This is a genomic window from Gemmatimonadales bacterium (genome assembly GCA_019637315.1).
Lineage (GTDB): Bacteria > Gemmatimonadota > Gemmatimonadetes > Gemmatimonadales > GWC2-71-9 > SHZU01.
Window position 1 is genome coordinate 341,427 of sequence record JAHBVU010000002.1, and the last position, 16,683, is coordinate 358,109.

Annotated in this window: 17 protein-coding genes; 8 read left to right on the forward strand and 9 right to left on the reverse strand. The window is 66.3% G+C overall.

Annotated features, from left to right (window positions below):
- Positions 1 to 265: 265 nt before the first annotated feature.
- Positions 266 to 1,036: a polyphenol oxidase family protein gene (locus KF785_03525; protein MBX3145812.1), complete on the reverse strand. Its 771-nt coding sequence runs from the start codon at positions 1,034 to 1,036 to the stop codon at positions 266 to 268.
- On the reverse strand, positions 1,029 to 2,312 hold the full coding sequence (gene murA / locus KF785_03530; GenBank protein MBX3145813.1) for a UDP-N-acetylglucosamine 1-carboxyvinyltransferase: 1,284 nt from the start codon (positions 2,310 to 2,312) through the stop codon (positions 1,029 to 1,031). The genes KF785_03525 and murA overlap by 8 nt, the downstream gene beginning before the upstream one ends.
- Positions 2,313 to 2,392: 80 nt before the next feature.
- Between murA and KF785_03535 the strand changes: the two genes are divergently transcribed.
- The 3 genes from KF785_03535 to KF785_03545 are packed head-to-tail and all read left to right on the forward strand — an operon-like array spanning position 2,393 to position 3,934.
- Complete coding sequence (locus tag KF785_03535) at positions 2,393 to 2,848, forward strand: hypothetical protein (GenBank protein ID MBX3145814.1); 456 nt, start codon at positions 2,393 to 2,395, stop codon at positions 2,846 to 2,848.
- Complete coding sequence (locus KF785_03540) at positions 2,845 to 3,840, forward strand: zinc dependent phospholipase C family protein (GenBank protein MBX3145815.1); 996 nt, start codon at positions 2,845 to 2,847, stop codon at positions 3,838 to 3,840. Before KF785_03535 ends, KF785_03540 begins: the two co-directional genes overlap by 4 nt.
- A complete protein-coding gene (locus KF785_03545; protein MBX3145816.1) occupies positions 3,827 to 3,934 on the forward strand; it encodes a 30S ribosomal protein THX in 108 nt (35 codons plus the stop codon). The genes KF785_03540 and KF785_03545 overlap by 14 nt, the downstream gene beginning before the upstream one ends.
- 90 nt (positions 3,935 to 4,024) lie before the next feature.
- On the opposite strand, the gene KF785_03550 is transcribed toward KF785_03545, so the two are convergent.
- From KF785_03550 to KF785_03580, 7 genes are all read right to left on the reverse strand, one after another.
- Positions 4,025 to 5,263 carry a cysteine desulfurase-like protein gene (locus tag KF785_03550; protein ID MBX3145817.1) on the reverse strand — a complete coding sequence of 413 codons (1,239 nt, stop codon included), beginning with the start codon at positions 5,261 to 5,263 and terminating at the stop codon, positions 4,025 to 4,027.
- Complete coding sequence (gene gatB, locus KF785_03555) at positions 5,260 to 6,678, reverse strand: Asp-tRNA(Asn)/Glu-tRNA(Gln) amidotransferase subunit GatB (GenBank protein ID MBX3145818.1); 1,419 nt, start codon at positions 6,676 to 6,678, stop codon at positions 5,260 to 5,262. The genes KF785_03550 and gatB overlap by 4 nt, the downstream gene beginning before the upstream one ends.
- Position 6,679: 1 nt before the next feature.
- Positions 6,680 to 8,062: an Asp-tRNA(Asn)/Glu-tRNA(Gln) amidotransferase subunit GatA gene (gene gatA / locus KF785_03560; GenBank protein MBX3145819.1), complete on the reverse strand. Its 1,383-nt coding sequence runs from the start codon at positions 8,060 to 8,062 to the stop codon at positions 6,680 to 6,682.
- Positions 8,062 to 8,352: an aspartyl/glutamyl-tRNA amidotransferase subunit C gene (locus KF785_03565; GenBank protein MBX3145820.1), complete on the reverse strand. Its 291-nt coding sequence runs from the start codon at positions 8,350 to 8,352 to the stop codon at positions 8,062 to 8,064. Before KF785_03565 ends, gatA begins: the two co-directional genes overlap by 1 nt.
- On the reverse strand, positions 8,349 to 10,658 hold the full coding sequence (locus tag KF785_03570; protein ID MBX3145821.1) for an exodeoxyribonuclease V subunit gamma: 2,310 nt from the start codon (positions 10,656 to 10,658) through the stop codon (positions 8,349 to 8,351). The genes KF785_03565 and KF785_03570 overlap by 4 nt, the downstream gene beginning before the upstream one ends.
- A 97-nt stretch (positions 10,659 to 10,755) precedes the next feature.
- Positions 10,756 to 12,030, reverse strand: coding sequence for a serine--tRNA ligase (gene serS / locus KF785_03575; GenBank protein ID MBX3145822.1), 1,275 nt, complete (start codon positions 12,028 to 12,030; stop codon positions 10,756 to 10,758).
- Entirely contained in the window at positions 12,027 to 12,584 is a 558-nt protein-coding gene (locus KF785_03580) for a hypothetical protein (protein ID MBX3145823.1), read from the reverse strand. The genes serS and KF785_03580 overlap by 4 nt, the downstream gene beginning before the upstream one ends.
- A gap of 182 nt (positions 12,585 to 12,766) precedes the next feature.
- Here KF785_03580 and KF785_03585 point away from each other — a divergent pair, with 182 nt between their 5' ends.
- From KF785_03585 to KF785_03605, 5 genes are read left to right on the forward strand one after another with little or no spacing between them, the layout of a single operon-like run.
- Positions 12,767 to 13,057 (forward strand): roadblock/LC7 domain-containing protein, encoded by a 291-nt coding sequence (locus KF785_03585; GenBank protein MBX3145824.1) that lies wholly within the window; start codon positions 12,767 to 12,769, stop codon positions 13,055 to 13,057.
- 2 nt (positions 13,058 to 13,059) lie between these two features.
- On the forward strand, positions 13,060 to 14,085 hold the full coding sequence (locus KF785_03590; protein MBX3145825.1) for a mannose-1-phosphate guanylyltransferase: 1,026 nt from the start codon (positions 13,060 to 13,062) through the stop codon (positions 14,083 to 14,085).
- Between the two features lie 3 nt (positions 14,086 to 14,088).
- Positions 14,089 to 15,249 carry a hypothetical protein gene (locus tag KF785_03595; protein MBX3145826.1) on the forward strand — a complete coding sequence of 387 codons (1,161 nt, stop codon included), beginning with the start codon at positions 14,089 to 14,091 and terminating at the stop codon, positions 15,247 to 15,249.
- Positions 15,246 to 16,067 (forward strand): MBL fold metallo-hydrolase, encoded by an 822-nt coding sequence (locus KF785_03600; protein MBX3145827.1) that lies wholly within the window; start codon positions 15,246 to 15,248, stop codon positions 16,065 to 16,067. Before KF785_03595 ends, KF785_03600 begins: the two co-directional genes overlap by 4 nt.
- Before the next feature lie 26 nt (positions 16,068 to 16,093).
- Complete coding sequence (locus KF785_03605) at positions 16,094 to 16,597, forward strand: DinB family protein (protein MBX3145828.1); 504 nt, start codon at positions 16,094 to 16,096, stop codon at positions 16,595 to 16,597.
- Positions 16,598 to 16,683: the final 86 nt, after the last annotated feature.

Consider the following 16,683-nt stretch of genomic DNA (forward strand, 5'->3'; position numbering starts at 1 on the left):
GCACCTGCAACGCGCATCCCCTCTGGCGAGGGGACGGACCAGAACTGGTTCCGAAAACAAAAATGTGGGGGAACACCCCACATCACCCAACTCCCCGCGCCAGACATTGAAGTTAGCCGAGCGGGGCCTGAGCGTCAATCGACCCCGGTTGCCCTATGGCCTTGTCTGACAGGCCGTTACGTGAGCTCCCCGCGGTACTGGCGCCGCCGGGTTCGCCCGGCTCCGGCCAAAGACCTCTGCTGCCTGTCCAGTGACGCGTAATCGGTCACTCTGGCAATAGCCCAAGCAACGCAATCATCCGCCCGTCCCGCCCCGATGACCGCCGATGGCTCATGAAGCGACCCGCGTCGTGCGCCGAGCAGAGCGGCGAGACCGAGAGGTCGGTGATGCCAAGCGCTCCGGCCTGATCCGCGATCACCCCGCGGAGGTCGAGCCCGCCGGCAGCCCCATCGGCGAGCGGCCGCCCGCAGGCCGAGGCAACCTCGGCTCCGACTTCGTAACAGGACTCGCAGATCCCGACTCCGACGTGGACCGCGAGATCCTCGGCGCGTGACCGCGACCGCTGCGCCAGCAGCTCGACGCCCGCCCGGAGAATCTCGCCAGCCGTGCCCCGCCAGCCCGAATGAAGCAGCGCGACGGCCCGCCGCACCGGATCGATCAGGTAGATCGGAATGCAGTCGGCCAGCGACACCGTGAGCAACAGGCCCGGCGCGGCGGTGGCATGGCCGTCGGCTCCATGGAGGAGAGTCCAGCCCGCTCGAGCCTGATCGTGCCAGAGTACGGTGACGCCGTGGACCTGACGGGCCACGACAATCCCGCTGAACCCCGGGACAGCCTCCTGGACCCGCCGCCAGCGTTCGAGCACCGCTCCGATCGGGGCCGTCCCGGCAAGACCGAGATCAAACGGGTCTGCCGGATCGCCGCGCTCCGTGATGCCTGCCACGACGCCGAAGCGCTCCCGCCAGCCAGGCACCAGCGCCCACGGTACCGGCGCGCCCGCCACGGTCTGCTCAGCGAGGACCGCCACCTCAGTCATCGAAACGCTGGATCTCGGCTCCCAGGGCCCGCAGGCGCTCGTCGATTCGCTCGTAGCCGCGCTCGATCTGGCCCACGTTGTGAATGACGCTCTGGCCTTCCGCAGCGAGCGCGGCCAGCAGCATGGCCATGCCGGCCCGGATGTCGGGTGACTCCACGACCCCGCCCCGCAGCGGGGACGGCCCCGAGATGACAGCCCGATGCGGGTCACAGAGCACGATCCGGGCGCCCATCCCGATCAGCTTGTCCACGAAATAGAGCCGCGACTCGAACATCTTCTCGAACACCAGCAGCATGCCGGCGCACTGCGTCGCCGCGACGATGGCGATGGACATGGTGTCCGCCGGAAAGGCCGGCCAGGGACCGTCCTCGAGCTTCGGCACGTGCCCGCCGAGATCCGATCGGATCCGGCGCTCCTGGTTGCGATCGACCGTGAGCCGGCCGCCCTCGAGACGCGGGCGAATCCCCAGTCGGTCAAATCCGATCAGAGTTGCCCGCAGGTCGTCCCCGCGAACCCCGTCGATGACGATCTGACCGTTGGTGACGGCCGCCAGCCCGATGAAACTGCCGATTTCGATGTGATCCGGGCCGATCTCGTAGCTGGTGCCCTTGAGGGGTCGGCCACCCCGAATCACGTAGGTATTGCTTCCGATCCCGTCGATTTCCGCCCCCATGGCCACCAGGATCCGGGCCAGGTCCTGGACGTGCGGCTCGGCAGCAGCGTTACGGAGCGTGGTGGTGCCCTCGGCCATCACCGCGGCCATCAGCGCATTTTCGGTCGCCGTTACGCTGGGCTCGTCGAGAAAGATGTCGGCCCCAACCAGGCGCTTGGCCTCGATCTCATACCGGTCGCCGACCCGCACGGTCGCGCCAAGCGCTTCGAGAATCAGGAAGTGCGTGTCGACTCGGCGGCGGCCAATCACGTCCCCCCCGGGAGGGGGCAGCGTCACCTGACCGAATCGCGCCAGGAGCGGCGCCGCCAGGAGGATCGAGGCGCGGATTCGGGCGCAAAGCGCCGGATCCAGCGGCTTCGAACTGACGCTGCTGGCATCGACCCGAACCAGGTTGGGTCCGATCCATTCTGCTCGGGCGCCGAGATGCTCGAGCAACGCGATCATCAGCTCGACGTCGCGGATCCGGGGCACGTTGCTGAGCTCGACCGGTTCGTCGGCAAGCAAGGTTGCGGCCAGGATCGGCAGGGCGGCGTTCTTGTTTCCAGCGGGGCGCACCGTTCCATTGAGCGGACGGCCGCCTTGTACGACGAATCGAGGAGGCATGGCCAACAACCTCGCCACCGGGCTAGCGGCGCGTCAAGGCGAGGACATTATCTTGTGAGGATGCGGACCATGAGGTGGATATGACGACGGTACCCGGATGGGTCGGACCGACCATCGCCCTGTCGCTCGTGATCATTGCGATCGGCTTTGTCTCGTTCGTTGCGGCGCTGCTCATGGCCGGCAAGAAGGCAGCCGATCAGATGGAGAGCCTCGGCAAGGAGGTCGCCGAGCTGCGGAAGGAGTTGCGGCCGACCATTACTGCACTCAACGCCTGGGTCGGATCGAGTATCGAAGTAACCGGCGAGGTCAAGGACGAAGTCCGTGCCATTCTGAAAAGCTCACGGCGTCTGCGCAAGAGCGCCATGCGGGGCGCGGGCCGAGTCCGTGACCGCCTCGAGGATCTCGACGCGCTCTACGAGGTCGTCTCCGCTGAAGTCGAGGAAACGGCACTTTCCGTGGCGTCGACGCTCCGCTCGGTCCGGACCGGGACGTCGGCGCTCAGCCGGATCAAGCGTTTTCTGGGACGCCGTCGGTGAGCGCTCGGCGGCTGGTGGTCACTGGTGTTCTGCTCGGCTGCATCGCTGCGGTGTTGCTGCCGGACACGGCCTATGCCTGGACCCATGGCACGCATGTATTTCTGGGCGAGACAGTCCTTGCCAACCTGCATCTGCTGCCGTCCCATGTCGCAACCCTGATCGGCTCGTTTCCGCACGACTTCCTCTACGGCTCGATCGCGCCGGACACGTCGATCGCGAAGCGCTACGTTCCCGCCGGTCGCCATTCGCACTACTGGAACGTCGGGCAGGAGACCTTCGACCACGCCGAGACGGAAGCACTCCGCTCGTTCGGTCTCGGGTACCTGGCGCATCTGGCCGCGGATACGGTGGCTCACAACTACTTCATTCCCCGGCAGCTGCTGCTGACCAGCAGCACCCGGGCCATGGGGCACCAGTACTGGGAACTGCGGGTCGAAACGCATCTGACCGACCGCTACGCCCGACTGGCGCGTGAGCTGATTCGGCGGGATCACTCGGGATCGGATCTGCACCTCGAGCGCATCATCTCGCCGACCCTGTTCAGCGTCAGAACCAATCGACGTATCTTTCGGAGCATCGTCCACCTCTCCGACACCAAGAGCTGGCAACGCGCGATGCAGGCCGCGCGAGGCGTCAGCCGCTTTCTGCTGACGGACGAGGACGTCGAGCGCCACCTCGCCCTTTCGTACGAGGTGGTGATGCAGACCCTCGCCGGTATCTCGGATCGAGAGGGCGTGGCGCGGGAGTGGGACCCGTCTGGCGAGGGCCCGTTGCGTCGGGCCAAACGGTGGCGCCGCGAAGCACTCTGGAAGGGCGGGCTCTGGGTCCCGGAGCATATGATCGAAGCGGCAGAAGAACGATTTGGGCTCCCGGACCTCGATCTGGGATTCTGGCAGGCATCAAAGATCGAACGGCCGTGGATGCCGCTGATCGGCAAACCGGCCTTGTACGACACACACACACCAGGAGTACTGAACGATGGGCAAGGGTGACCGACGCAGTCGCAAGGGCAAGATCTTTCGGGGAACCACGGGCAAAAAGCGTCCTCGGGGCACCAAGAAGGTCGCGACCGCGAAGAAGAGTTGACCCGAAACGGTACGAGGGGCGATAGGATCGCCCCTCGTACCGTCTTGCCCCACCAGCTGAAGTACCAGCGCGCCTACCTGTTGAAGGCCCTCAACGCACCGTCGACTTCGCCAGCTCGGCAACTCCCGCCACCAACCGATCGATTTCAGCAGCATCGGTGTAACAGGCGATCCCGGCCCGAACGATCCCGTGTTCCGCCTGTCCCAGCCCTTCGATGACGCCTGCGGCGTAGAAATCGCCGTGCGAGGCGAACACCGCGCGATCTGCCAGATGCCGGGCCACGGTTTGCGCCGGCACGCCCTCGAGCACAAACCCGAGTGTCGGCGTGCGGGAGCCCTCCGGTGGCAGGCCGAACCGGCGAACACCGGGCACCTCCCCGACGCCGGACCAGAGCCGCTCGAACAATTCCATGCCGCGGCGGTGCAGCGCGTCAAACGCAGCAAGCAGCGAGGCTCGTCGGTTCGCACTCGGCGCCAGATTCGCCAGGTACTCGACGGCTGCATGCGCACCGACGATCGCCTCGTGGCTCAAGGTGCCCGTCTCCAGGCGTTCCGGGGCGGTGTCAGGCGCAGGCTCCAGCTTGGGAACCGCCACCGATTCGAGCAATTCCCGTCGACCGTAGAGCGCCCCCAAGTGCGGACCATAGAACTTGTAGGGTGAACAGACCAGAAAGTCGCAGGCGAACGCCTGGACATCGGGAAGCTGATGCGCAGCGCCGTGGACTGCATCGATGTAACTCAGCACCCCTCGCTCGCGCGCGGCGCGGCAAACGGTCGCGACGTCGTTGACCGTCCCAATGGCGTTGGAGGCCAAGCCCATCGCCACGACCCGGGTCCGATCGGTCATGGCGTCCATCAGGCGGTCGGTATCGAGCGTGCCGGTCTCCGGATCGAAGGGAATCCGCCGAAGCACGAGTCCACGCTCCCGCGCAATCGCCGCCCACGGTGCCACGTTGCCGTGGTGGTCGAGCTCGGTGACCACCAGTTCGTCTCCCGGCGCAAAACCATTGGCCAGGCCTCGGCTCAGGTGAAACGTCAGCGTGGTCATATTCTGCCCGAAGACGACCTCGTCGCTCGCGCAGTGGAAGTAGTCGGCAAACGCCTCACGGGCAGCCTGAATCATCGCGTCCGTTTCGTGGCTGGTCGGATAATCCCAATGCGTATTGGCGTTGTGCCGAGCGAGGTAATCGACCATGGCATCGATGACGGACTGCGGAACCTGGGTTCCTCCAGGCCCGTCGAAGAAGGCTATCGGTGCACCACGGTGATGCCGGGCAAGCGCCGGGAAATCGGACCGAATCGACTCAACCGACCGAACGCTGAGACTCATGCCAGTGCCTTTGCAACGAGGTCTGAGACCGCTTTGGGGTCGGCCTTGCCACGACTCTTCTTCATGACCTGGCCGACCAGAAACCCTATCAGTTTGACTTCGCCCTGCCGGTACCGTTCCACTTCGGCTGGGTGTGAGGCAATCACGTCGCTGACCCACGCCCCCAGGGCACCGTCGTCACGCACCTGGCCCAGGCCCAGCCGATCGATCACGAGATCGGGCGCCTCGCCCGTCTCAGCCATGGCAACAAACACCTTCTTGGCGGCCTGATGGCTGACCGCGCCAGTGCGCACCAAGCTGATCAACGCCGCCAGCTGATCTGCGGCGACCGGAAAGCGCCCCTGCTCGTTGAACCCGGGCAGCGCCTCGGTCGAGACCCAATTGGCGGCCGCCTTCGGATCCGCTCCGGCCCCTACCACGGCCTCGTAGTAGTCTGCAACCGCCTGTTCTGCCGTCAGCACTCCGGTATCGTACCCCGACAGGCCGTACCGCTCCGCGAACCGAATTCGCTTGGCCTCGGGCAGCTCCGGAAGCGCGGCGCGTTCCGCGGCAATCCAGGCAGCCCCGAGCACCAGCGGCGGCAGATCCGGATCGGGGAAGTACCGGTAGTCGTGGCTCTCTTCCTTACTGCGCATCGGCTTGACGGTTCCGGTCGTCGCGTTGAACAGCAACGTCACCTGCTCGATCGCCTGGCCGGACTCGAGCACCGCCTGCTGGCGCGCCCGCTCGATCTCGAGCGCCCGCTCCACATTGGCGAAGCTGTTCATGTTCTTGAGTTCGGTCTTGGTGCCCAGCCGGGACTCGCCCGGCCGCCGTAGCGAAATGTTGGCGTCGACCCGGAGGCTGCCCTTTTCCATGCTGCATTCGCTGACGCCGGCATAGACCAGGATCTGCCGCAGCACCGTCAGATATGCACGGGCCTCAGCCGGGCTCCGGAGGTCAGGCTCGCTGACGATCTCGGCGAGCGGAATCCCGGTCCGATTGAGATCGACGGCTGTCGCTCCGGGCACGCGATCGTGCAGCAGCTTTCCTGCGTCCTCCTCCAGGTGGAGCCGGGTCACCCCGATCCTGACGAGGCCGCGTTCGGGGCTCTCGCAACGAACCAACCCGGCCGTGGCCAGCGGCCGATCGAATTGCGAAATCTGGTAGCCCTTGGGCAGGTCCGGATAGAAGTAGTTCTTCCGGGCAAACACACTCTGCTCGTGAACCGTACACCCGAGCGCCAGCGCTGCCCGGGTGCCGAGCCGCACAGCCTGTTCGTTCGGCACCGGTAGCGCACCCGGCAGGCCAAGGCAGACCGGACACACATTGGAATTGGGCCGCTCGCCGAACGCGGTCGAGCAACCGCAGAAGAGCTTCGAGCGGGTGGCGAGCTGCACGTGGACTTCGAGACCGATGACGGTTTCCCAGGGCATCTCAGCGCACCTCCGCCGCGGCATCGAGGTGCCGCTCGATGACCTGCGCCATCGCCAGCATCCGCGCCTCGTCGAACGCGGGGCTGATCAACTGCAGGCCAATGGGAAGGCCGTTGCTGGTACCGATCGGCAGACTCATGGCCGGGAGCCCGGCAAGGCTCGCTCCGCAGACGAAGACGTCGGCGAGATACATCTGCACCGGATCATCGACCTTGGATCCGGCCGCAAAGGCGGGCGTCGGCGTCGTCGGCGTCAGCAGGGCGTCGACGCCAGACTCGAAGACATTCTGAAAATCCCGCGCGATCCGGCGCCGAGCTGCCTGGGCACGGCCGTAGTAGGCATCGTAGTACCCGGCGCTCAGGACGTAGGTTCCGATCAGGATCCGCCGCCGAACCTCGGCACCGAATCCCTGGCCGCGGGTCGCTCGGTACAGGGCCCGCAGGTCGCCCGCGGCACCGATCTTCCGGTTGCCGTACCGCACCCCGTCGTACCGCGCCAGGTTCGCCGCCGCTTCGGCAGGCGCGACCACGTAGTAGGTGGGTACTGCGTAGGAAGTGCTCGGCAGCGAGACATCAACGACGGTTGCCCCCAAGCTGCGCACGAGCGCGACCGCGCCGTCGACCCCGGCACGGATACCGGGATCGAGATCCGCGGGCAGGTACTCGCGCGGCAAACCGAATCGCAGGCCACGCAGATCATCGCGCGGGCGTTCCAGCGTCAGCGGCGGCGCTGCGACCGTCGTCGCGTCCTGAGCATCGGGCCCGGCAATCGCCGCCAGCACCCGGGCAGCCGCGTCGACGTCTCGTCCAAACACCGAGACGCAGTCGAGGGAGGACCCGAACGCCACCAGCCCGAACCGACTGACCCGCCCATAGGTGGGTTTGACACCGACGATACCGCAGAACGCAGCAGGCTGCCGAACCGATCCGCCCGTTTCCGACCCCAGCGCCGCAGGTACCACGCCGGCGGCGACCAGTGCGGCCGATCCGCCGGAACTGCCACCCGGCACCAGCGCCGGGTCGAGCGGATGATGCACCCGCCCGAACGCCGAGTACTCGCTCGACGACCCCATGGCGAACTCGTCCATGTTGGTCTTGCAGGCCACGACGCCGCCAGCATCACGAAGCCGCTCGACCACTGTCGCCGTATAGGGCGATCGATACCCGGCCAGCATTGCCGACGCGCAGGTCGTCGGCAACTCGGCCGTCACGATGTTGTCTTTGACGGCCACTGGCATGCCGGCAAGGACGCCTTCAGGGGCGCGTGCGGCCACGCGGACCGCTTCCGCCTCGAGATCGGCACGGGTTCCCGCCAGCGCGGCGTTGAGCCCCCTGGCCCGCTCGAGTCGCTCCGCAGCTGCCTGCGCCAGCGCCAGGAAGCTCATCAGTCGTCCATCGCGGCCAAACGGGGCACCACGAAGAAGCCGTCGACCATCGCAGGGGCGATGGACTCGATGCCGTGAACCAACGGAACCGATGCAACGACGTCCCGTCGGAGCGCGGTCTGCTCGGGACCGACGGGCAGCGAGGTCCCCTCGTCACTGACCGGGGCGAGCTGTCCGACATAGTCGACGATTTCTGCCAGCTGCGCGGCCAGATGCTCGACGGCCGCGTCCGGAACGTCGAGCTCCGCCAGCCGAGCGACCCGCAGGACATCCTGGCGTGAGATGCTCATGCGCTCTCCCAGTCGCGCTCGAGGCCGGCGTAGGCCACCAGCAGCTGCTTGATGCCGAACTCCTCGGCGTCGAACCGTACCGTCACCTTGAGGTCCTTCCCGGCCCCGGACAAGCCCTGGATGATGCCGCTGCCAAAGCGGCGATGTCGGACCCGCTCGCCCTTGATCAGGCGCGGGGCGTCCTGCGACTGCTCTTCCGCTTCGACCCGTGGCATCGGCACAGCCGGCCTGGACGCGGGCCGTTCAGGCTGCCAGCCGCGCTGGGGAGTCCGTCCGGATCCGCCCGACGATCCGTAGCTGCCGGAGCGCCCGTAGCGGCTTGCGGAGGCCTGCTTCCAGCTTGGCGCGAATAGTGACGAGGTCCGCTTCTCGTCGACGATGCCCGGCGGAATACTCTCGAGAAAACGCGACGGCATGCTGGGCAGAATCTCCCCGCCGCGCCTCCGAGACCGGGCGTGACTCAAGTAGAGTTTGTCCTTGGCTCGCGTCAGCGCGACGTAGAACAGACGCCGTTCTTCCTCCAGCCCTTCCTGGGACTCGGTCGATCGGGCCAGCGGAAACAGACCGTCCTCGAGGCCGGCCACGGCAACCACGGGCCACTCGAGCCCTTTGGCCGTGTGCATCGTCATCAGCGTGACACCAACCTCATCGCCTTCCTGGGTATCGTGGTTCGACAGCAGCGCAGCCTCCGCCAGGAAGCGCATCAGCGGTGTTGTCGTGTCCTCGCCGTCGGTGACGACCTCGGACCAACTCGCGGCAGCAGCGACCAGTTCCTTGACGTTGTCCCAGCGATCCTTGCCCTCGGGGCCCTCGTCGAGCAGCATCCGCTCGTACCCGAGCGACTCGATCAGCGCCTCCAGCACCTCGGCAGGCTGACGATCGCCCACCCGGTCACGCAGCCCGTTGATCAGCTCGGCAAACCGCCGCAGCGCTTCGCGCACGTTGGGACGGAGGCCGGGAACCCGGTCGCCGATGGCGGCCGACTCGAGCAGCGGCTTCTGCCACCCCGCGGCCGCGCCGAGCAGGGTCTGCAGGCTGGTGTCACCGATGCCGCGTTTGGGAACGCCGATGGCGCGGAGGAAGGCCTCGTCGTCGGCAGGATTGACGATCAGGCGCAGGTAGGCGAGCAGATCCTTGACTTCGCGCCGGTCATAGAAGCTGACCGATCCGACCAGTCGAAACGGCACCCCCGCCCGACGAAAGGCCTCCTCCATGGCGCGGGACTGGAAGTTGGTGCGGTAGAGCACCGCCATCTGGCTGGTGCCGTAGTCTCCGGCCGAGCGACGGGCCGCGAACTCGCGGGCAATCCACTCGGCTTCGTCGCGCTCGTCGGCGGCGCCGAGCACGGTGACCGGGTCTCCGCCCTTCCGCCTGGTCCGCAAAGTCTTGCCGATCCGCCCGGTGTTGAGGGCAATGGCGGCATTGGCCGCATCGAGCACGGTCTGGGTGCTGCGGTAGTTCTCTTCCAGACGGATCAGGCGGCTGCCGGGAAAGTCGTGCTGGAAGTCGCGCATGTTGCGTACTTCGGCGCCGCGCCAGGCGTAGATCGACTGGTCGTCATCGCCGACGACGAAGACGTTCTGGTGCGCACCCAGCAGCCGTACCAGCTGATACTGCGCCTTGTTGGTGTCCTGAAATTCATCCACCAGCACGAAGGCAAAGCGCCGGCGGTACCACTCGAGCCGATCCGGATGTTCCCGGAACAAGGTGAGCGGATGCAGCATCAGGTCGTCGAAGTCCATCGCATTCTGGGCCTTGAGGGCCGAGGTCAGATCGCGAAAGACGTCAGCCGCCACGCTGGTCAGCGGATCGCTGCCGGACGCCGCCAGATCCTCGGGCGATTGCATCCGGTTCTTGGCGCCCGAAATCAGGCTCTGCACCAGCTTGGGCGGATACAGCTTGGGTGAATGTCGTCGCTGCTCGAGGATCCGCTTGATCAGCGAGAGGCGGTCGTCTTCGTCGTAGATCGTGAACTCGCGGGAGAAGCCGAGTCGCTCCGCCTCCCGGCGCAGCAAGCGAGCCGACAGCGAGTGGAAGGTGCCGATCCAGAGCCCGGTAGGATCACGGGCCAGCATGGTTCCGATCCGCTCCTTCATCTCTCCCGCCGCGCGGTTGGTGAAGGTGACGGAAAAGATCTGTTGAGGCGGGACCTGATGTTCCTGGATCAGCAGGGCAATCCGGGTCGTCAGCACTCGCGTCTTGCCCGACCCGGCCCCCGCCAGCACGAGCACGGGGCCGGTCAGATGCTCGGCGGCGGCTCGCTGTTCGGGATTCAGGGCAACGAGAAGATCGGAGGCAGAGGACACGAGGCAGCGTTCTGCGAAGGTCGAGGGCAAGCGCTCGTGGGTTCGGCGCGACGGACGGTGACAAGCTAATCGGGCGGCAAGCCACCCCGAAACCTGTCTAGGCCGTCAGGCGTTCCACACCGAGGTACGGAACCAGGGACTCGGGAACAACGACCGAGCCATCCGCCTGCTGATAGTGTTCGAGGATCCCGATAATCGTGCGAGGAAACGCCACGCCCGATGAGTTGAGGGTATGGACGAACTCGGGTTTGGCGCCAGGCGCGGGACGATACCGCAGATTCGCGCGGCGAGCCTGGAAATCGGTGAAGACACTCGCGCTCGAGACTTCGAGCCAGGCTTCAGTGCCGGGCGCCCAGATCTCGAGATCGAGGGTACGTGCCGAGGCAAACCCGATATCGCCCGCGGCGAGCGAGAGAACCCGGTAGGGTAAGCCCAGCCGCCGGAGCACCGTTTCCGAATGCTGGGTGAGCAGCTCATGCTCAGCCGCGCTCGTTTCCGCTCGAACCAGTCGGACCAGCTCGACCTTGTCGAACTGGTGGAGACGAATCAGGCCGCGGGTATCCTTGCCGTGCGAGAAGGCCTCCTGCCGAAAGCACGGCGTGTAGGCCGTGTAGGCAATCGGCAGCACAGCAGCATCGAGGATCTCATCACGATGGATGTTGGTGAGCGGCACTTCGGAGGTCGGAATGAGAAACAAGTCGTCCTCGGTCCGATACATATCCTCTTCGAACTTGGGCAGCTGTCCAGTACCGGTGGCCGTGCTACGGTTGACCAGGTAGGGCGGCTGGACCTCCCGGTACCCATGCTCGCGGGTGTGAAGATCGAGCATGAAGTTGGCGAGGGCCCGCACCAATCGGGCGCCCATCCCAGTGAACAGGGGAAAGCCCGACCCGGTCAGCTTGGCGCCACGGGGCAGGTCGAAGAGTCCCAGTGCCTCGCCCAGTTCCCAGTGTGGTCTGGGGGTAAAGTCGAACTGCCGCGGTTCGCCCCAGGCCCGGAGCACCTGATTAGCGGTGGCGTCACCGTCCGGCACGATCGGCAACGGAAGGTTCGGAATGCCCAGCGCGGCCTGCAGCAACGCCTCCTCGACCTGGCGCACTGCGCCATCGAGCTGCTTGACCCGTTCGCCCGACTCTTTGAGCTGGACCATCAGGTCATCCGCCGGTTGCTTGGCACGCTTGCGACGAGCGACCTCTTCGGTGGCCGCATTTCGTTCAGCTTTGAGCCCTTCCACCTGCGCCACGAGCCCCCGCCACTCGCGTTCGAGCTCGCCGAGGCGGTCGAGCGCTTCCGGCAACGCGGGATCGAGGCGCCGGAGGATCGCGATGCGAAACCCCTCCGGATCCTGCCGAAATGCCTTGAGATCAATCACTGCCTGGGAATACCAGGCTGGAGTTGGCGGTAGCCGCAGTTGATGTTGACGAGGACGCGGAAACGCACCGACCTGGCGGCCTCGTCGAAACTCAGCACCTCGAGCTTGGCGTAGTACGGGATGTTCAGGAAACAGCCATTCGGAAGACCCGAGCGGGCGTACAGAACCTGGCCAACCTCGATTCGCGTCGGCCGGTCGACCACGTAGCCGACCTGCTGGGCCTCCTGTATGGCATCGAACCCCGTGGTCGAGGGCTGAAGCCCCGGAAAGCCCAAGGTCGACGAGCCCGGTGGCGGCGGCGCTACCACCCGGTAGGGTACCAACTCGGGACCCGTCGTTGCATCGATCCGATAGAGGAAGTCGAAGTTGTAGGCAGTGACGTCGATACCAAGTCGGACGGGAATCCGGCTGGACATCACGTAGCCGCTGGGTCGGTTGAGCCCCGTCCCGTTAACGGCAAAGATTTCGACCGTGTCGACCATATTGGGAATAGTGGCCGGCAGAATCGCGTACGGATTCCCGCACGCGGTCAGGGCTGCCACTACCGCGGTCATTCCGACTACGAGGCGCATAGATCCGAAGGTTAAAGACGGGTCAAACCTCGGTCAACCCACAGTCGTTCCTTGACTTCGCTCCCAGGCCGCAAGTAGTCTCCGCCCATCCTCACCGGCCTGCCATGACATTTCGCGATTCTATCGGCCGTTGGCCGTCCTATATCGACGTTCGTGGAGCTGCCGTGATCAGCGAAGATGGGCTGCTGATTCACGACATGTTCCCGGCGGATGCTGATGGCGAAGCCGTTGCCGCCCTGGCGCTGGCCCTGCTCTCCCAAGCCGAGCAAATCGGTCACGCCGCCGGTGGCGACGCAACCGGCCATGTCGTGGTGGAACTCGACGCCGGACCGGTCGTGGTGACCCGACTCGATCGGCAGCACTCCCTGGTCGTGCTGGCCGAGCCTGGGCGGGACATTGGCGCTCTCCTCTTCGATATCCGCCGGCACCGCACTCAGCTGAGCGAGGCCGTCTGAGCATGCGCTGGGCCGTCATTCTGGCGGGCGGCTCCGGCAGCCGGTTCTGGCCACTGTCGACGGCGGCCCGCCCCAAGCAGCTGCTGCCCCTGATCAATGCGCAGTCCACCGCAGAGGCCACCCTGGCGCGACTCGAGGGCCTGGTTGCGCCCGAACGCGTCCTGCTGGTCACTGGTGCGCACCTGGCGGCGCCGCTCCAGGCAGCCTTGGAACTTCCGGCCGCCAACGTGCTGATCGAACCCCGCGCCCGGTCGACGGCCCCCGCCCTCCTCTGGGCAGCCCACGAAGCGGCGCGTCGGGATCCCGACGCGGTGCTGCTCTCCCTGCATGCCGACTGGTACGTCCCCGATCCGATTCCCTTTCGCGATGCGGGGAACGCCGCGTTTGCGCTCGCCGAAGGCGAGCCGGTTCTGGTAACCGTCGGCGTGACTCCGACCAGGCCGGAAACGGGATACGGTTACATCATTCCCGGAGCGCCCCTGGCAGGCGGCGGTCGCCGGGTTGCCGCCTTCACCGAAAAACCCTCGGCCCAGCGCGCCACCGAGTTGATCGCGCAAGGTGCGTTCTGGAACTCAGGGTTGTTCGCCTGGCGAAGCACCGTGCTGCGCAACGAAGTCGAGGAGATCGCGCCCGAGCTGGCCGCGGGCTATGCGGCACTCGATCGTGGTGACGTGACCGCCTTCTTCGAGACCGTGCCATCCGTCGCCATCGACACGGCGGTCCTGGAGCGCAGCCAGGCGGTCGCTACCATTGAAGGCCGGTTTTCCTGGGACGATATTGGTACCTGGGAGGCCTTGAGCCGGGTGCGTCCGCACGACGATCATGACAACGTGCTGGTCGGCGATGTCTCGGCGGTCGACGCCGCCCGCATCATTGCCTGGAGCGAGCGGACGCCGATCGTGGTGAGCGGCGTCAGCGACCTCGTGATCGTCGAAGCCAACGGCCGGCTCCTGATTCTCGGGCGCGGCAAGGCCGCGGACCTCAAGACTGTGCTCGATCGGCTCGAGCCTCGGATCCGGGACATCTAAATCATGCGCAGGCTATTCGTCGTCGACCCGCCGCACCCGAACGACCGGTGGGCACCCTTCCTCGGTGTTCGCCCCATCGGCGAGCTGCGTGCTGGCGCCTGGCGAATCTGGGAACGGTGGCAGCGGGCGCTTGCCGCGGATCAGGTCTGGTCGGTCGCGCCAACCTGTACCGGGTTTACCGACGCCGATGCCCTGCCCGTGGCCGATCCGGCCACCATTGCCGGACCGGCCATCGTGGTACGTTCCGACTTTATCCCGATCGGGGATGCGATCGACCTCAGCGGGGCGCCCCAGACGCTCGGGATCGATGGCATGACGGTCGGATGGATCCTGGACCCCGGCGAGCGGTGGTCGACCAATGCGCGGCCCGGTCGGCGACTCGAAGTTCCCGGGCTCCGCCTGGCCGGCACACCCGATCTGCTTGGTGCGCTGGAGCAGCTCCTCGTTGCGGATTGCGCCGGGCTGGTGGACCAGCCGCACGACGGCGTCCCGGCCGGTGCCATCGTCCTGGGCGACCCGAGTGGGATTATCGTCCGGGATGCGGCGGTCGAGCCCCACGTCGTCTTCGACGTCCGCAAGGGGCCGATCGTCCTGGAACCCGGCGTCCAGGTGCGTGCCGGAACCCGGCTCGAAGGCCCGCTCTATGTGGCCGAACAGTCGTGGTTGCTGGGCGGCGCAATCCGGCACACCGTGATCGGTCCGCACTGTCGGATCCACGGTGAAGTGGCGCACTCTGTCTTTCTCGGTTACGCCAACAAGGGCCACGACGGATTCGTCGGTCACAGCGTCATCGGACACTGGGTCAATCTGGGCGCCGGGACCATCACCTCGAACCTCAAGAACACTTACGGGCCCATCCGTCTCGACTTGCCGGGCGGTCGCTACGATACTGGCCGCACTAACCTCGGCAGCCTGATTGGCGACCACGCCAAGACCGCGATTGGCAGCCTGCTCTCGACCGGTACTGTCATCGGCGCCGCCGCCAACGTGGTCGCCAACCCGGTGCCGCGGTATGTCCGACCGTTTACCTGGGCCGCCGCGGGGCGTCTCACCGTCGATGGTTTCCTGACCATAGCCAACCGGATCATGCCTCGCCGTGGTGTCGAAGTCACGCCACTGATCGAAGCATCGTTGCGCGAACTTCACACCCGGTTCGGTGAATGATCGCGCTGTCGGCACTCGGCTCGGGATCCGGCGGCAATGCCTTCGTTTTGGACGGCCCCGATGGAGCCTTGCTGGTCGACGCGGGGTTCACGGCCAAGGAACTCGAGCGGCGCGCCACACTGGTCGGGGTCGATCTCAGTCGGGTCCACGGCGTCGTACTGACCCATGAACACGGCGACCACGCCACCGGCTCAGTCCGGATAGCAAAGCGGCTGGGGGTGCCGCTGGTAGCTACCGAGGGAACCTTGCGATCGCTCGCGCCACCGGAAGGGGTCGACCGAGTCATGCTGCGCAGCAGCTCGATTGCTGAGCTGGGCCCGTTTTCGATCGAGAGTTGCCGGATCATCCATGATGCGGCCGAGCCGACGGCGCTGGCCGTCGAGTACCAGGAAGTCCGCCTTGGCGTGGCGTATGACTTCGGTCGGGCAACACTCGGCCTGCGCCACCTCCTACGCGGGTGTGACGCGCTCGTGGTCGAGTCGAACTACGACGAAATCATGCTGCGAACCAGTGACTACCCGGTCTCGGTACAGCACCGGATTGCAGGATCGGGCGGCCATCTGTCGAACCGGGCCGCCGCCGAGCTGCTGGCCGACCTCTGTCACGACGGACTCGGCGTGGTGGTCCTGGCGCACCTCAGCCGACAGTGCAACGCGCCGGAAGTGGCCCACTCGACCGTCGCTGGCTATCTGGGCGTCCGCGGCTTTACCGGGCGGATCGCGGTCGCTACGCAGGACACACCGGTTGGTCCGCTGCCGATCTCGGCAAGCGGCGCCCGTCATCGCCTGGCCACCCAATGTGAACTCGAGTTCTCGTAACCCCGCACTTCGACCGGGAGCCCTTGATGAGTATCTCCGCCGCCGTCCTGCCAGAGTACGACCACGAAACCTCGGTCACCCGGACCGTACTCTCCCGGGTTCCCGACGAGCACGCCACCTGGCGACCCCACCCCAAGTCGTACTCGCTGGGCGACCTCTCGGCTCACATCGCCAATCTGCTGACCTGGATTGGACCAACCTTGTCCGAAACCGAACTCGACCTGAATCCGCCCGGGGGCACCGGATGGGTACCGCCAAAGTATGAGTCGACTGCGGCGCTGCTGACGACGTTCGATGCCAACGTGGCGGATGGACGGGCGGCGATTGCGGGAACGGGAGACGAAGCCTTCGGGGTGCCGTGGTCACTCAAGTACGGCGGCAACGTGATCTTCACGATGCCGCGTGTCGTGGTACTGCGTTCGTTCGTGCTCAACCACCTGATTCATCACCGGGGCCAGCTGGGGGTATACCTCCGCTTGCTGGACGTCCCGGTTCCGCAGATCTACGGACCGACCGCCGACGAGCCCTGAGAGACGGGCACCGGCGACGGTGCGCCCGCTCGGTCGCCGGTGTCGCTCGCGCAGGCCGAGCAGTGGCAGCGCGACGCGGCCCGAAT

Bases quoted from the DNA above. Each gene is read 5' to 3' on its own strand.
- KF785_03595 (MBX3145826.1), top strand. From the start codon at position 14,089: ATGCGCAGGCTATTCGTCGTCGACCCGCCGCACCCGAACGACCGGTGG.
- KF785_03590 (MBX3145825.1), top strand. From the start codon at position 13,060: ATGCGCTGGGCCGTCATTCTGGCGGGCGGCTCCGGCAGCCGGTTCTGG.
- KF785_03535 (MBX3145814.1), top strand. From the start codon at position 2,393: ATGACGACGGTACCCGGATGGGTCGGACCGACCATCGCCCTGTCGCTC.
- gatB (MBX3145818.1), bottom strand. From the start codon at position 6,678: ATGCCCTGGGAAACCGTCATCGGTCTCGAAGTCCACGTGCAGCTCGCC.
- KF785_03600 (MBX3145827.1), top strand. From the start codon at position 15,246: ATGATCGCGCTGTCGGCACTCGGCTCGGGATCCGGCGGCAATGCCTTC.
- KF785_03525 (MBX3145812.1), bottom strand. From the start codon at position 1,036: ATGACTGAGGTGGCGGTCCTCGCTGAGCAGACCGTGGCGGGCGCGCCG.
- KF785_03580 (MBX3145823.1), bottom strand. From the start codon at position 12,584: ATGACCGCGGTAGTGGCAGCCCTGACCGCGTGCGGGAATCCGTACGCG.
- KF785_03605 (MBX3145828.1), top strand. From the start codon at position 16,094: ATGAGTATCTCCGCCGCCGTCCTGCCAGAGTACGACCACGAAACCTCG.
- gatA (MBX3145819.1), bottom strand. From the start codon at position 8,062: ATGAGCTTCCTGGCGCTGGCGCAGGCAGCTGCGGAGCGACTCGAGCGG.
- KF785_03545 (MBX3145816.1), top strand. From the start codon at position 3,827: ATGGGCAAGGGTGACCGACGCAGTCGCAAGGGCAAGATCTTTCGGGGA.
- KF785_03565 (MBX3145820.1), bottom strand. From the start codon at position 8,352: ATGAGCATCTCACGCCAGGATGTCCTGCGGGTCGCTCGGCTGGCGGAG.
- KF785_03550 (MBX3145817.1), bottom strand. From the start codon at position 5,263: ATGAGTCTCAGCGTTCGGTCGGTTGAGTCGATTCGGTCCGATTTCCCG.
- murA (MBX3145813.1), bottom strand. From the start codon at position 2,312: ATGCCTCCTCGATTCGTCGTACAAGGCGGCCGTCCGCTCAATGGAACG.